General features: G+C 72.0%; 16 protein-coding genes. 12 read left to right on the top strand and 4 right to left on the bottom strand.

Features of this window, described 5'->3' with window-relative positions:
- A partial coding sequence (locus PV419_RS35935; protein ID WP_319696159.1) for a hypothetical protein occupies positions 1–414 on the bottom strand: 414 nt, incomplete at its 3' end.
- A gap of 196 nt (positions 415–610) precedes the next feature.
- Between PV419_RS35935 and PV419_RS35940 the strand changes: the two genes are divergently transcribed.
- Positions 611–802 (top strand): hypothetical protein, encoded by a 192-nt coding sequence (locus tag PV419_RS35940; protein WP_319696161.1) that lies wholly within the window; start codon positions 611–613, stop codon positions 800–802.
- Positions 803–838: 36 nt separating this feature from the next.
- Here PV419_RS35940 and PV419_RS35945 read toward each other — a convergent pair whose 3' ends face one another.
- Entirely contained in the window at positions 839–1,576 is a 738-nt protein-coding gene (locus tag PV419_RS35945; RefSeq protein WP_319696163.1) for a FadR/GntR family transcriptional regulator, read from the bottom strand.
- Positions 1,577–1,803: 227 nt separating this feature from the next.
- Between PV419_RS35945 and leuA the strand changes: the two genes are divergently transcribed.
- Positions 1,804–3,540, top strand: coding sequence for a 2-isopropylmalate synthase (gene leuA, locus PV419_RS35950; RefSeq protein WP_319696165.1), 1,737 nt, complete (start codon positions 1,804–1,806; stop codon positions 3,538–3,540).
- 118 nt (positions 3,541–3,658) lie between these two features.
- On the opposite strand, the gene PV419_RS35955 is transcribed toward leuA, so the two are convergent.
- The gene (locus tag PV419_RS35955; protein ID WP_319696166.1) at positions 3,659–4,291 is read right to left on the bottom strand and encodes a TIGR03085 family metal-binding protein; all 633 of its coding nucleotides are present in this window, start codon (positions 4,289–4,291) and stop codon (positions 3,659–3,661) included.
- A 97-nt stretch (positions 4,292–4,388) separates the two neighbouring features.
- Positions 4,389–5,387 (bottom strand): hypothetical protein, encoded by a 999-nt coding sequence (locus PV419_RS35960; protein WP_319696168.1) that lies wholly within the window; start codon positions 5,385–5,387, stop codon positions 4,389–4,391.
- Between the two features lie 117 nt (positions 5,388–5,504).
- Between PV419_RS35960 and hisI the strand changes: the two genes are divergently transcribed.
- The 10 genes from hisI to PV419_RS36005 all read left to right on the top strand — a co-directional run bounded on the left by hisI (position 5,505) and on the right by PV419_RS36005 (position 13,572).
- Positions 5,505–5,870, top strand: coding sequence for a phosphoribosyl-AMP cyclohydrolase (gene hisI / locus PV419_RS35965; protein ID WP_319696169.1), 366 nt, complete (start codon positions 5,505–5,507; stop codon positions 5,868–5,870).
- A gap of 11 nt (positions 5,871–5,881) precedes the next feature.
- Positions 5,882–7,396: an anthranilate synthase component I gene (locus PV419_RS35970; protein ID WP_319696171.1), complete on the top strand. Its 1,515-nt coding sequence runs from the start codon at positions 5,882–5,884 to the stop codon at positions 7,394–7,396.
- A 98-nt stretch (positions 7,397–7,494) separates the two neighbouring features.
- Positions 7,495–8,187 carry a TIGR02234 family membrane protein gene (locus PV419_RS35975; protein WP_319696172.1) on the top strand — a complete coding sequence of 231 codons (693 nt, stop codon included), beginning with the start codon at positions 7,495–7,497 and terminating at the stop codon, positions 8,185–8,187.
- Between the two features lie 102 nt (positions 8,188–8,289).
- Positions 8,290–8,535, top strand: coding sequence for an HGxxPAAW family protein (locus tag PV419_RS35980; RefSeq protein ID WP_319696174.1), 246 nt, complete (start codon positions 8,290–8,292; stop codon positions 8,533–8,535).
- Between the two features lie 252 nt (positions 8,536–8,787).
- Positions 8,788–9,201 (top strand): DUF2752 domain-containing protein, encoded by a 414-nt coding sequence (locus tag PV419_RS35985; RefSeq protein ID WP_319696375.1) that lies wholly within the window; start codon positions 8,788–8,790, stop codon positions 9,199–9,201.
- Positions 9,202–9,402: 201 nt separating this feature from the next.
- The gene (trpC, locus tag PV419_RS35990; RefSeq protein WP_319696175.1) at positions 9,403–10,212 is read left to right on the top strand and encodes an indole-3-glycerol phosphate synthase TrpC; all 810 of its coding nucleotides are present in this window, start codon (positions 9,403–9,405) and stop codon (positions 10,210–10,212) included.
- Between the two features lie 7 nt (positions 10,213–10,219).
- Complete coding sequence (gene trpM / locus PV419_RS53505; protein ID WP_415925451.1) at positions 10,220–10,384, top strand: tryptophan biosynthesis modulator TrpM; 165 nt, start codon at positions 10,220–10,222, stop codon at positions 10,382–10,384.
- A gap of 325 nt (positions 10,385–10,709) precedes the next feature.
- Positions 10,710–11,942 (top strand): tryptophan synthase subunit beta, encoded by a 1,233-nt coding sequence (gene trpB / locus PV419_RS35995; RefSeq protein WP_319696177.1) that lies wholly within the window; start codon positions 10,710–10,712, stop codon positions 11,940–11,942.
- Positions 11,942–12,751, top strand: coding sequence for a tryptophan synthase subunit alpha (gene trpA / locus PV419_RS36000; protein WP_319696179.1), 810 nt, complete (start codon positions 11,942–11,944; stop codon positions 12,749–12,751). The genes trpB and trpA overlap by 1 nt, the downstream gene beginning before the upstream one ends.
- Positions 12,752–12,807: 56 nt before the next feature.
- Positions 12,808–13,572: a DsbA family protein gene (locus PV419_RS36005; protein ID WP_319696181.1), complete on the top strand. Its 765-nt coding sequence runs from the start codon at positions 12,808–12,810 to the stop codon at positions 13,570–13,572.
- Positions 13,573–13,635 lie beyond the last annotated feature (63 nt).

Genomic DNA, 13,635 nt, shown 5'->3' on the forward strand with positions numbered 1-13,635 from the left:
GTCTTTCGCGTGACTCTTCTTCGAGTAGTCCAGGTGATTGGAGATATGGGCGCACATCTGCAGCATGGTGTTCACCTGGGAAGTCCAGACGGACACCGTGATGCTCAGCTCATCGCCCATGGTGAGGTTGTGGTCGCTCAGCGCCTTGGCCGACTGCATGGACGACCCCACGCCGTCCTTGCCCGCCCCGGCTCCGGCGATGTCGGCCGTCTTCTGCAGCTTCCCGTGCAGGACGAAGGCCTCGTGCCCCACGGCGCCCAAGTCGTCCTGGTGAACGATGAGATCGGAGGTCTTGCCGCCGTCCTCGTCCCCGCCGCCACCGCCGGCGGCGGCAAGCTGGTTGAGCCGCGTTCGGGCGCTCTGCTGCCCGACCGCGTCGGCCTTGAGCTGAGACCACTCGCTGTCGAACGACATTTCCCCGTTACCTCCCGAAAGGAGCATCAGCGCGTTCGGTGCCGCGGCCGTCCGTCCCTTGGCCCGCCGCACCACATCGCGAACAAAAACGCATGCTAGCTGAATCGGATGACATCACTCCGGCTGCGGCCGGGCAAAGTCAGCCTCAATTCGTCAGCGGGGTTCGATTGCTGATCGATCCGGCGGTTCGCCCGCAATGGGCGCCTATGTGCTGGCCGAAGCGCTGGGCCGGGCGGAGGGTGACCACCGCGCGGCGTTCGATGACTACGAGCGGCGTATGCGGCCGTTCGTCGCGCGCAACCAGGCGCTGGCCACGGAGAATCCCGGCGGACCGGCCTCCGAGGAGTCGGTCGAGCGGGCCAAGGGCGCGATCTCGCTCGACGATTGAAGCCGCCACGCCGCCGTGTTCGGCCCCGCCGCCGTGTCACTCGGCCGCCGGGGCGGCCGTCGAGCCGCGGCGGCCGTCGCCGTCGCGCAGGCGGGTCAGGGTCTGCTCCAGCTCGGCCTGGAGCACACGGCCCGCCGTATCCGCGTCGCCGCGCTCGACGGCCCGGACCAGGGCGGTGTGGGCCTCGTCGCCCGGGTTCGGCGTCCCGGTCGCCCCGGTGCGCAGGGCGAGCAGGTCCACCAGGTCGATCAGGGCCTGCCGCAGCCGGGGAGCGAACTCGGCGTAAAGGTCGATGAGCACGGGGTTGTGCGCGGCGCCGACCACCGCCGTGTGCAGCGCGATGTCCGCGTCGACGAACGCGGCGTCGTCGCCCGCGGCGGCGGCGCTCCGGGCGTCCAGGGCCGCGTTCAGGGTGGTGAGGTCGGCGTCGGTGCGGCGCAGCGCGGCCAGGCGGGCGGCCTGGACCTCGACCAGCATGCGCACTTCGAAGACGTCGGTGACGGCCGCGCGGCGGAGCCGGGCGGGCCAGTCCTCGGCGGGTTCGGTGGCGATGACGAAGACGCCGGAGCCCTGGCGGGCCTGCACCAGCCCCGCTCCGGCCAGGACGCGGACCGCCTCGCGCACGGTGGAGCGGCCCACGCCCAGGGTCTTGGCCAGGGTGGTCTCCCCGGGGAGCCTGGTGCCGACCGGCCAGTGGCCTGCGGTGATCTCCTCGCGCAGCCGCGCGGCCGCCTGTTCGATCAGGGGAGTGGGGCGGAGGGCGCCCAGCGGCATCCGGTTCACCTTTCGGGGAGCGTCAATCTCGTTCGTTTGAGAAGGCTCATAGCTCCTCAGGTTCTCAGCTTGTCTGAGGAGCTGACCTGTGGCTAGTCTAGCTCGCATGTCGCTGCGCGGACTCCTTCTTCTCGGCTGCCGCGGCGGGGCCTGACCGGACCGGCACCCCGCCGCGGGGTGCCGTGTTTGCCGGTCGTCTCCGATCGAGTGAAGGAAATCCCGGCCTCATGGCTGTTCAGTACGACGAACCCTCCTGGAACCCGCAGCGCCCCAGCGCCATGCCGTACCACCGCTACCGGTCCGTCTACGACCGGGTCGCGGTGCCGCTGACCGACGACCGCGCCTGGCCGGCCCGCCGGATCGAGCGGGCGCCGCTGTGGGTGCCGGTGGATCTGCGCGACGGCAACCAGGCCCTGGCCGAGCCGATGGACACCCCGCGCAAGCGCCGGATGTTCGACCTCCTGGTCGCCATGGGCTTCAAGGAGATCGAGGTCGGCTATCCCTCCGCGAGCCAGACCGACTTCGACTTCGTACGCCACCTCGCGGAGAGCGACGCGGTCCCCGCGGATGTGACCGTGGTGGTCTTCACCCCGGCCCGCCGCGATCTGATCGAGCGGACGTTCGCCGCCATCGAGGGCCTGCCCCGCTCGGTGGTGCACCTGTACACCGCCACCGCCCCCGTCTGGCGCGAGGTGGTGCTCGGCCGCGGCCGCGCCGAGGTGTACGGGATGATCCGGGACGCCGCCGGGCACCTGGCCCGGCTCGCCGAGGCGCGCCCCGAGGACATCCGGTTCCAGTTCTCCCCGGAGGTCTTCAATCTCACCGAGCCCGACTTCGTACTGGAGGTCTGCAACGGCCTCACCGCGCTGTGGGACGCCTGCCCCGAGCGGCCGGTGATCCACAACCTGCCCGCCACGGTCGAGTGCGCCACCCCCAATGTGTACGCCGACCAGATCGAGTACATGCACCGCCACCTGGAGCGGCGCTCGGACGTCATCCTCTCCGTGCACCCGCACAACGACCGGGGCACCGGGGTCGCCTGCGCGGAGCTGGCCGTCCTGGCGGGCGCCCAGCGCGTCGAGGGCTGTCTGTTCGGCAACGGCGAGCGAACGGGCAATGTCGACCTGGTCACGCTCGCCCTGAACCTCTACGCCCAGGGCGTGGACCCGATGATCGACTTCTCCGACATCGACGCGATCCGCGACACCGTCGAGCACTGCAACCGGCTGCCGGTCCACCCCCGCCACCCCTACGGCGGCGAGCTGGTCTACACGGCCTTCTCCGGCACCCACCAGGACGCCATCAGCAAGGGGCTGGCCCGGCACGCCCGGCAGGCCGCCGAGTCCGGAGTACCCGAGGGGCAGGCGCCGTGGGCGGTGCCGTATCTGCCGATCGACCCGGCCGACGTGGGACGCACCTACGAGGCGGTCATCCGCGTCAACAGCCAGTCAGGCAAGGGCGGCATCGCCCACCTGCTCCAGGCGCACTACGGCCTGGACCTGCCGAAGCGGCTGCGCGCCGACTTCTCCCGCGTCGTGCAGGCCGCCACCGACGACAGCGGCCGGGAGGCCGCGGCGAAGGACCTGTGGGAGCTGTTCCGCGCGTCGTATCTCGCCCCCGGCCACGACGGCCCGGTCACCCTCGCGTCGTGGACCACCGAGGAGACCCGCCCCGGTCGGCACCGCTTCGTCTGCGAGCTGCACACGGGCGACGACAAGCGTGCGTACGAGGGCACGGGCAACGGCCCGCTGTCCGCCTTCGCCGACGCCCTGGCCGGCGCCGGGATCGCCGTGGACATCCTCCACTTCGCCGAGCACGCGACCGCCGCCGGGCCCGGCAGCCCCGCCATGGCCTACGTCGAATGCCGCGTCGGCGGAACCACCCGGTGGGGCGCGGGTCAGGACACCTCCGTGCTCACCGCCTCGGTGCACGCCGTCCTGGCCGCGGTGAACCGGGCGCGGTGACCGCCGTCAGGTAGGGGCGGTGAGGTGAGGGTGGTGAGGTGAGGGTGGTGAGGGGAGGGTGGTGAGGTGAGGGAGGCGGTGTGCTGACGCTCTGCCGGACGCTGAGCCAGATGCCGAGCTAGATCCCGAGCTTGGCGGTGTGGAGCGTGGCCACCGCCTCCTTGTCGCCCTCCAACTCGACCCGGGCGGCGTCCTGGCGGCCGAACAGGAAGACCGCCAGCTCGCCCGGGTCCGCGGTGGCCGTGACCACCGGGGTGCCGCGGTGCGCCACCACCGTACGGCCGTCCGGGCGGCGCAGCACCAGACCGACCGGGGACTTGCGGCCGACCGCCTTGGCGATCCGCTCGATCCGGGACCACAGCGCGTCGGCGAAGACCGGGTCGATCTCGCGCGGCTGCCAGTCCGGTTGGGCCCGGCGGATGTCCTCGGCGTGGACGTAGAACTCGATGGTGTTGGCCGCCTCGTCCACCTGCTTGACGGCGAACGGCGACATCCGCGGCGGGCCCTCACGGAAGAGCTGGATCAGCTCCGCGTACGGCTTCGCGGCGAACTCGGCCTGGACCCGCTCCAGCCGCCCGGCCAGCGGCTTGAGCAGCAGGCCGGCGGCCGCGTCCGCGCGGCGCTCACGGACCACCAGATGGGCGGCCAGGTCATGGGTGGTCCAGCCCTCGCACAGCGTCGGGGCCTCGGAGCCGGCGGTCTCCAACAGGTCGGCCAGAAGCAGCCGTTCGCGCCTCGCGTGAGTGGACATACCGCCCACCCTACGACCGCCGTCCGGCCCCCGCCACCGGCGCGCGCCGGGCCACCCCGACCACCACGCGGCCGGGGGCGGCCCGGATGAGGCCCCGTCACCCCGGAAGCGGCTTGCTCAGCTTCTTGCCGTTCGGGCCCGAGCTGAGCGTCAGGGCGCAGGAGACCTGATCCTCGCCCCGGATCCGGTAGGTGCCCAGTGCCGGGTAGAGGGCGTAGTAGTAATACAGTCGGCCGTCGTTCGGTATGGACTTCAGCCGCTTCTTGGCGTCCGTCTCGCACAGCGTGAGCGCCTTGTCCTGAATGGCCTTCTCGGTGGAGAAGTCCCCGGTCAGCGTCTCGTTGGCGACCACCTCACCGTCGTGCGGACCGTTGCACCCCCGCTTCTCGACCTTCGTCACGCTGCTGTCGAGCGAGGGGTGGTCGAAGCACTCGCCGGGCTTGAGCACCACATACGGCACCAGGTCGCCGGGGTCCCCGGACTCGGAGGCCGAGGGGGTCGTACCGCCGTCGGGGACGTCGCTGCCGCCACCCAGCGGCGCGCCCTGCCCGGGGTCCGCCGAGTCGGACGCTCCGTCGGAAGGAGACCCGGACTCCGCCGCCGCCGACGCGGAGGCCGAGGGGGAGCCCGACGACTTCGCGTCGGCCGACGCGTGTGCCGTCTCGTCGCCGGAGGCCTCGCTCTTGCCGCCGTCGTCGCGCGTGCCGATGAGGATTCCGCCGATGACCAGCGCGCCCGCCACCACCGCGGCGATGGCGATCGCCGCGACCTTGGCCCCGCCCGAGCCGGGGCGCGGCGGTGGCGGGGGCGGCAGGTGACCGGAGGGAAAGGCGCCGGGCGGGAGCGCGCCGGGAGGCAGTGCGCCGGGAGGCAGTGCGCCGGTGGGCGGTCCGAAGCCGCCCGACGGCGGCAGCTGGCCCTGCGGCGCGGGCGGGCCGGGCTGCGCGGGCGGCCCGAAGCCCTGCTCCGGAGGCGGCCCGAAGCCCTGCTCCTGGCCCTGCTGAGGCGGCGGTCCGAAACCTTGCTCCGGCGGCGGCCCGAACCCCCCGCCGATTCCAGGCCGGTTGGAGTCGTTCGGCGACGGCGGAAACGTCATGCCCGAAGCATGCCCCATCCCACCGACAACCGAGCCATCGGGCTCCGCGGCGGCCCCGGTCCCGGCCCCGGGGAGCGCGGAATCACCTCGCGGTCCCGGGGAGTGCAGAATGGTCGCATGACCGGCTCCGATCGCCCCTCCGCCCTCGACCCGGCCCTCGCCGTCCGCCTCAAGCGCAACGCCGACGGCCTTGTCCCCGCCATCGCCCAGCAGTACGACACCGGTGAGGTGCTGATGCTCGGCTGGATGGACGACGAGGCGCTGCACCGCACGCTCACCACCGGCCGGTGCACCTACTGGAGCCGCAGCCGCCAGGAGTACTGGGCCAAGGGCGACACCTCCGGGCACGTACAGCTGGTCAAGTCCGTCGCCCTCGACTGCGACGCCGACACCATCCTGGTCAAGGTCGACCAGGTCGGCGCGGCCTGCCACACCGGCGACCGCACCTGCTTCGATTCCGACGTCCTGCCGCTCGGCCAGTAGGCTCGCCGGCCATGACCCAGGGTGTGCACACGATGGATCTCGAGACGTTCCGCAAGCTGGCGGTCGACCGCCGCGTCATCCCCGTCAGCCGGCGGCTGCTCGCCGACGGCGACACCCCGGTCGGGCTGTACCGCAAGCTCGCCGCCGAGCGCCCCGGCACCTTCCTCCTGGAGTCCGCCGAGAACGGCCGGTCCTGGTCCCGCTACTCCTTCGTCGGCGTACGCAGCGCCGCCACCCTCACCGAGCGTGACGGCCATGCGCACTGGCTGGGCACCCCGCCCGTCGGCGTGCCCACCGAGGGCGACCCGCTGCGGGCGCTGCGCGCGACCATCGAGACCCTGCACACCCCCCGCGACCTCGCGGGACTGGTGCATCTGCCGCCCTTCACCGGTGGCATGGTCGGCTACCTCGGCTACGACATCGTGCGCCGTCTGGAGAAGATCGGCGAGAGCGGCCGGGACGATCTGCGGCTGCCGGAGCTGACCATGCTGCTCACCTCGGATCTCGCCGTGCTCGACCACTGGGACGGCACCGTCCTGCTGATCGCCAACGCGATCAACCACAACGACCTCGACACGGGCGTCGACGAGGCGTACGCGGACGCCGTGGCGCGGCTCGACGCGATGGCCGCCGACCTGGCCCGCCCCGTCCCCACGGACCCCACCGCCCTGCCGGCCTCCGAGCTCCCCGAGTACACCGCCCTGTGGGGCGGGCCGGACTTCATGGCGGCCGTGGAGGACGTCAAGGAGCGCATCCGTGCGGGCGAGGCCTTCCAGGTCGTGCCCTCCCAGCGGTTCGAGACGCCCTGCGCGGCGAGCGCCCTGGACGTCTACCGCGTGCTGCGGGCCACCAACCCGAGCCCGTATATGTACCTCTTCCGCTTCGACGGGTTCGACGTCGTGGGCTCCAGCCCGGAGGCGCTGGTCAAGGTCGAGGGCGGGCGGGCGATGGTGCACCCGATCGCCGGTACGCGCCCCCGCGGCGCCACCCCGCAGGAGGACGCCGCCCTCGCGGACGAGCTCCTCGCCGACCCCAAGGAGCGCGCTGAGCACCTCATGCTGGTCGACCTGGGGCGCAACGACCTCGGCCGGGTCTGCGAGCCCGGCAGCGTCGAGGTCGTCGACTTCATGAAGATCGAGCGCTACAGCCACGTCATGCACATCGTCTCCACCGTGACCGGCCGGCTCGCCGGGGGCCGTACGGCCTTCGACGTGCTCACCGCCTGTTTCCCCGCGGGCACCCTCTCCGGCGCCCCCAAGCCGCGCGCCATGCAGATCATCGAGGAGCTGGAGCCGAGCCGCCGCGGCCTGTACGGGGGATGCGTCGGGTATCTCGACTTCGCCGGCGACTCCGACACCGCCATCGCCATCCGTACGGCGCTGCTGCGGGACGGGACGGCGTACGTCCAGGCCGGGGCGGGGATCGTCGCCGACTCCGACCCGGCGGCGGAGGACGCGGAGTGCCGGAACAAGGCGGCGGCGGTGCTGCGGGCCGTGCACACGGCGGGGCGGCTGGAGCGGGGCTGACGCTCCGGGCCGCAGTCCCGTGTCCCCGTATCCCCGTATTCCTGCGTTCCTGTATCCCCGGGGCGGGGTTGTCCGACCCGTGGGGGATAGTGGTAGGCGTGAGTGCAGCAGCAGTACCCCAGCCCCGGGCCCACCACGAGCCCACCGACTCAGTCGCGCGCGGCCACAGACGCAGCCTCGGCGTCGCCCTGCTGTCCGGCGCGCTCGGCGCCGCGCTCGTGCTGCTGGCCACCAGCCGCACCTGGGCCAAGGGCACGGCCGCGGTCGCCAAAGGCACCCTGCCGCAGCATGCGAACGGCGACGACATCACCGGGCTGCCCGGAGCGCTGGCGGTCGTCGGCCTCGCCGCGCTCGTCGCGGTGTTCGCCGTCAACCGCCTCGGGCGCTGGGTCGTCTCCGGGCTGCTGGCCCTCAGCGGGGCGGGGATCGTGGTCAGCTCGGTGCTGGGCGCGTCCGACAAGGCGGCGCTCGAGGCGAAGGCGTCCCAGGCGACCGGCCTGGCCGACAGCGCCATCCACGACGTCGCGTACACCCCGTGGCCCTGGATCGCCATGGCGGGCGGGCTGCTGCTGCTGCTCGCCGGGGTGCTCGCGCTGGGCTACGGCCGCCACTGGCCCGCCATGTCCGGCCGGTACGAGCGCGCGGGGGGCGGCAGCGGGGAGAGCCGCGGAGCGGCCCGTGCGCGGCGCGGTGGGTCCGCGGGGGGTGCGGGGGATCCGGAGCGGCCCGAGGAGCTGTGGAAGGCCCTCGACCGCGGGGAGGACCCGACGGAGCGGTCCGGTCCGGCCTAAGCGCACCCCCGCTCAAGGCGCCTTCGCGCGTCGGGGACAATGACGTGGGAGCGTTCGCCCCGCGCGCCCGGAACCCGGGCAGTAGAGCAACGAGGAGTATTCATGGCGGGTAACAACCACGGACACACCCCGGCCGCCTGGACCGGCGTCACCATCGCCTTCATCGGCTTCTGTGTCTCCGGTGCGTTCGTCGTGCTGGCCAACCCGGTCGGCTTCTGGGCGGGCATGGTCGTGGTGGCCCTCGGTGGCGTCGTCGGCATGGCGATGCGCGCGGCCGGTCTCGGGCAGACGCCGAAGCGGCAGCCGCAGGTGCAGCGGGCCCAGCCGCAGGCGCAGACCCAGCAGTGATCCGGGGGCGGCGCTGAGGCGATCCGCCTCACCCGCCTGACCCGCGCGACCCGTCTGATCAGTTGATCTGCCTCAAGGCGCGGCGAGGGGCGGGGCGTACGGCCGTACGGGGGCGGGTACGCGGACTCTGAGCTGCGCCTTCGTGTGTCCGCGGGGAGACTCGGCGATGTGACCGAGGAAACATCCGTGCCGTCGGCCGTCCCCGAGGCCCGTGGGGCCTGTGCGTCCCGCTGGGTCCGTGGAACCGGGCTCATGCGTCGGCTGGCGGCACCCGTGGGCGCGCTCGCGGCGGTCGTGGCCGCCTTCGCCTTCGTAGGGCTCGTCAATCCGAACGAGCCGGGCCACTATCCCGCCTGCCCGCTGCTGAGGCTCACCGGCGTGTACTGCCCCGGCTGCGGCGGGCTGCGCAGTGCGTACGCGGTCGCCCACGGGGAGCCGCTCACCGCGCTCGGGGCCAATGCGCTCGCCGTCCTCGGCTACCTCGGTTTCGCCGTGGTGTGGCTGCGGTGGTGCGTGGAGTGCGCGCGAGGACGGATGGCGGTGCCGGCGGGGGCGGTGGGCCCGGTGGTGCCGCTGCGGGCCGTGCACGGGTGGGTGCTCGGCGGGATGGTTCTGGGCTTCACCGTTATCCGGAACCTCCCCTTCGGAAGTTTTCTCACGCCGTGACCGTTGAACATATGGGGTACCCGTAGGTTCCGTATCGGCCTTGGGACGGTCGAGGGCGCAGGTCCGCGTCAACCGGATGCGAGACCTCGGTCCTCCGGCAGATACCATCGCAGTGCCTGGTGAAGTGCTCGCCTCCGAGTGGAGGCCGCTGCGCCAGTAGTGATCAGAAGCTCCATCCCCGTCTGGAAGGGGGCCGCTCGCGTGAGTGTGCTCGACGAGATCATCGACGGAGTCCGTGCCGACCTCGCGGAGCGGCAGGCGCGCGTCACCCTCGACGAGCTCAAGGAGCGGGCCGCCAAGGCACGCCAGGCCAAGGACGGGGTCGCCGCGCTCAAGGGCGACAGCGTCAAGGTGATCTGCGAGGTCAAGCGGTCCAGCCCGTCCAAGGGCGCGCTTGCCGCGATCGCCGACCCGGCCGGGCTCGCCGCCGACTACGAGGCGGGCGGCGCGGCGGTCATCAGCGTGCTCACGGAGCAGCGGCGGTTCGGCGGGTCGCTGGCCGACCTGGAGGCCGTTCGGGCGAAGGTCGACATCCCGGTGCTGCGCAAGGACTTCATCGTCACCTCGTACCAGCTGTGGGAGGCACGGGCGTACGGCGCCGATCTCGCGCTGCTCATCGTCGCCGCGCTGGACCAGGAAGCGCTGGTCTCGCTCATCGAGCGCGCCCAGTCGATCGGGCTGACGCCGCTGGTCGAGGTGCACGACGAGGAAGAGGCCGCCCGAGCGGTGGACGCGGGGGCGCGGGTGATCGGCATCAACGCGCGGAACCTGAAGACGCTCGAGGTGGACCGCGGGAACTTCGCGCGCGTCGCGCCGGAGATCCCGGACCACATCGTGAAGATCGCGGAGTCGGGTGTGCGCGGCCCGCACGACCTGATCGCATACGCGAACGACGGCGCGGACGCCGTGCTGGTGGGCGAGTCCCTGGTCACCGGCCGGGACCCGAAGGGCGCGGTCGCGGACCTGGTCGCGGCGGGCGCGCACCCGGCACTGCGGCACGGGCGGGACTGACGCCCTCATGGACACGTACGCGCGCTTGGCCCGGGGGTGCCGCCCCCGTGGCTGCCGTGCGCCCGCGAGGCGGGTGCGGGGGCGGCGCGTGCGGTACCACATCGGGTGCGAGCCTGGGCAGGTCAACGGGCGTCGATGGCGTCGTGTGCTCATGTTGCGCGGGGTGCGCTGAGCGCTGCGTGGTGTGCGTCGCGCGGGTGCGCTGAGCGGTCGTGGGTGGTGCCGGGGGCGGAGCCTTAAGGGGCTGTCACCCTGGACCGCATATTTACGGCGCCGTTGACCCGAAACGTGGGGTTGCTCGGAACTTGGCGCCACACATATGCGTAAGCGTCCAGGGCGCCGCCCCTGCACCCCCGCCCCCTCCCGTCTCGTCGGCGGCTTCCCGCCGGTGATCCCTGTCGATCTTGACGTTTCGGGTGAGCCGCTGCGCGCGATCATCATGGTCATTTGTCCGTTATGAGTTGTGGGGCGTCCGCCCCGGCTGAGGAGTACGTCAGATGCCGTCTGACTTCTTTGTCCCGGACCCGGAGGGTCAGGTCCCCAGCGCCGAGGGGTATTTCGGCGCGTTCGGTGGCACATTCATCCCCGAGGCGCTGGTCGCCGCGGTGGAGGAGGTCGCCGCCGAGTACGACAAGGCGAAGGCCGACCCGGCGTTCGCCGCCGAGCTCGAGGATCTGCTGGTCAACTACACGGGGCGGCCCAGCGCCCTGACCGAGGTGCCGCGGTTCGCGGAGCACGCGGGGGGCGCGCGGATCTTCCTGAAGCGCGAGGACCTCAACCACACCGGGTCCCACAAGATCAACAACGTGCTGGGCCAGGCGCTGCTCGCCAAGCGCATGGGCAAGACCCGGGTGGTCGCCGAGACCGGCGCCGGGCAGCACGGCGTGGCCACGGCCACCGCGTGTGCCCTGTTCGGGCTCGAGTGTGTCGTTTACATGGGTGAGATCGACACCGAGCGCCAGGCGCTGAATGTCGCGCGCATGCGGATGCTGGGCGCCGAGGTCATCGCCGTGAAGACGGGCAGCCGGACGCTGAAGGACGCGATCAACGAGGCGTTCCGCGACTGGGTGGCCCATGTGGACCGTACGCACTATCTCTTCGGGACCGTCGCCGGCCCGCACCCGTTCCCGGCGCTGGTGCGCGACTTCCACCGGGTGATCGGTGTGGAGGCGCGGCGGCAGATCCTGGAGCGGGTCGGGCGGCTGCCTGACGCGGTCGCGGCGTGTGTCGGGGGCGGCTCCAACGCCATTGGGCTTTTTCACGCGTTTCTGCCGGACGAGTCCGTGCGGCTGGTCGGCTTCGAGCCGGCCGGGCACGGCGTGGAGACCGGGGAGCACGCGGCCACGCTGACCGAGGGGGAGCCGGGCATTCTGCACGGTTCCCGGTCGTATGTGCTGCAGGACGAGGACGGGCAGATCCTGGAGCCGTACTCGATCTCGGCCGGTCTGGACTACCCGGGGGTCGGCCCCGAGCACGCGTATCTGAAGGACACGGGGCGGGCCGAGTACCGGGCGGTCACCGACGATGCCGCGATGCAGGCGTTGCGGTTGCTGTCGCGCACCGAGGGGATCATCCCGGCGATCGAGAGCGCGCACGCCCTGGCGGGGGCGCTCGAGCTGGGGCGTGAGCTGGGGAGCGACGGGCTGGTGCTGGTCAATCTGTCGGGCCGTGGCGACAAGGACATGGACACGGCGGCGCGGTATTTCGGGCTCTACGAGGGAGAGAAGTGATGAGCGCAGAGCTGCTGGAATCCGTGCTGGCCAAGGCCAAGGACGAGGGGCGCGCCGCGCTCCTCGGCTATTGGCCGGCCGGTTATCCGACCGTCGACGACGCGGTGCGGGCGGCGACGGCGATGGTCGAGGGCGGCTGCGATGTGATCGAGGTCGGCCTGCCGTACAGCGATCCGGTGCTGGACGGCCCGGTCATCCAGACCGCGGACGACATCGCGCTGCGGGGCGGTGTTCGCATTCGCGATGTGATCCGTACGGTTGGTGAGGTGCATGAGCGGACCGGGGCGCCCGTTCTGTGCATGACGTACTGGAACCCGGTGGACCGGTACGGCGTCGAGCGGTTCGCCGCCGATCTGGCCGCGGCGGGCGGGGCGGGCTGCATCCTGCCCGATCTGCCGGTCCAGGAGTCGGAGGGGTGGCGGAAGGCCGCCGAGCAGCACGGTCTCGCCACGGTCTTCGTGGTGGCGCCGAGCAGCGGCGACGAGCGGCTGGCGAAGATCACCGCGGCGGGCAGCGGCTTTGTGTACGCGGCTTCGATCATGGGCGTCACCGGCACCCGCGAATCGGTGGGGCAGGGGGCGCGGGAGCTGGTGGCGCGCACCCGGGCGACGACCTCGCTGCCGGTGTGCGTGGGGCTCGGGGTGTCCGATGCCGGGCAGGCCGCCGAGGTGGCCGAGTACGCGGACGGCGTCATCGTCGGGACGGCGTTCGTACGGCGGCTGATGGACGCCGAGGACCGGGAGACCGGTCTGTCGGCCGTCCGGGAACTGGCGGGTGAGCTGGCGGAGGGCGTGCGCGTCCCCCGTTAGAGCGAATACGGGGCGGAGGAGCCCAGCTAAGGCTCCTCCGCCTCGTTGTCGAGGGCGTGAGCGAGAAAAACCGTGTGGGGAAGCGCAGCGCCCGGGAGCGGCTGCGGGAACAGCGAGAGAAGGACCAGGCCCGCGCCAAGCGCAGGCGCGCCCTGGGGATGGCCGGGGCGGTCGTGGCCGTGCTCGGGGTGGCCGCCGGGGTGGGGATGGTCGCCTCCAAGAGCGGCGGGGACTCGGGGAAGTCCGGCAGCCGGGCGGTCGCCCCCAAGGGTGCGACCGGCACGATGATCCCGACGGGGAAGGCGGGCGCGAAGAAGACGCTGACCGTGTACGAGGACTTCCGCTGCCCCGGCTGCAAGCAGTTCGAGGACGTCTTCCGCAAGACCGTGCACCAGCTGCAGGACAAGGGGCGGATGAAGATCCGCTACCACCTGGTGACGATCATCGACGGCAACATGGGCGGCACCGGCTCGCTGTACGCGGCGAATGCGGCGGCGTGCGCACAGGACGCCGGGAAGTATGTCGCATACCACGATGTGCTCTACAAGAACCAGCCGCCGGAGACCAAGGACTCGTACGCGGACAAGGCGAAGCTGATCAAGCTGGCGGGCAAGGTGCCGGGGCTGGACACCAAGACCTTCCGCAGGTGTGTGGAGGACGGCCGCCACGATGGGTGGGTGCGGAAGTCCAACGGCGTCTTCAACCGCTCGGGCTACAGCTCGACGCCGACCGTTCTGCTGGATGGGAAGCCGATCTACGGCGACCCGAACAAACCGCTCAGCCCGCGGAAGCTCAAGCGGATGGTCACAGAGAAGGGCTAGCCGTGCTCGTTATGCAGCCGTTGCGCCGGGTGGGTTGCCGCATCCGCCGCCCGGCACGGTAGC

This window comes from Streptomyces sp. ME19-01-6, assembly GCF_033793745.1.
Classification (GTDB): domain Bacteria; phylum Actinomycetota; class Actinomycetes; order Streptomycetales; family Streptomycetaceae; genus Streptomyces.

Coding starts and splice junctions, on each gene's coding strand:
- PV419_RS35960 (WP_319696168.1), bottom strand. CDS start 5,387: ATGACGTTTCCGCCGTCGCCGAACGACTCCAACCGGCCTGGAATCGGC.
- leuA (WP_319696165.1), top strand. CDS start 1,804: ATGGCTGTTCAGTACGACGAACCCTCCTGGAACCCGCAGCGCCCCAGC.
- PV419_RS35985 (WP_319696375.1), top strand. CDS start 8,788: ATGCGTCGGCTGGCGGCACCCGTGGGCGCGCTCGCGGCGGTCGTGGCC.
- PV419_RS35940 (WP_319696161.1), top strand. CDS start 611: ATGGGCGCCTATGTGCTGGCCGAAGCGCTGGGCCGGGCGGAGGGTGAC.
- trpA (WP_319696179.1), top strand. CDS start 11,942: ATGAGCGCAGAGCTGCTGGAATCCGTGCTGGCCAAGGCCAAGGACGAG.
- PV419_RS35955 (WP_319696166.1), bottom strand. CDS start 4,291: ATGTCCACTCACGCGAGGCGCGAACGGCTGCTTCTGGCCGACCTGTTG.
- trpB (WP_319696177.1), top strand. CDS start 10,710: ATGCCGTCTGACTTCTTTGTCCCGGACCCGGAGGGTCAGGTCCCCAGC.
- hisI (WP_319696169.1), top strand. CDS start 5,505: ATGACCGGCTCCGATCGCCCCTCCGCCCTCGACCCGGCCCTCGCCGTC.
- PV419_RS35970 (WP_319696171.1), top strand. CDS start 5,882: ATGACCCAGGGTGTGCACACGATGGATCTCGAGACGTTCCGCAAGCTG.
- PV419_RS35980 (WP_319696174.1), top strand. CDS start 8,290: ATGGCGGGTAACAACCACGGACACACCCCGGCCGCCTGGACCGGCGTC.
- PV419_RS35945 (WP_319696163.1), bottom strand. CDS start 1,576: ATGCCGCTGGGCGCCCTCCGCCCCACTCCCCTGATCGAACAGGCGGCC.
- trpM (WP_415925451.1), top strand. CDS start 10,220: ATGGACACGTACGCGCGCTTGGCCCGGGGGTGCCGCCCCCGTGGCTGC.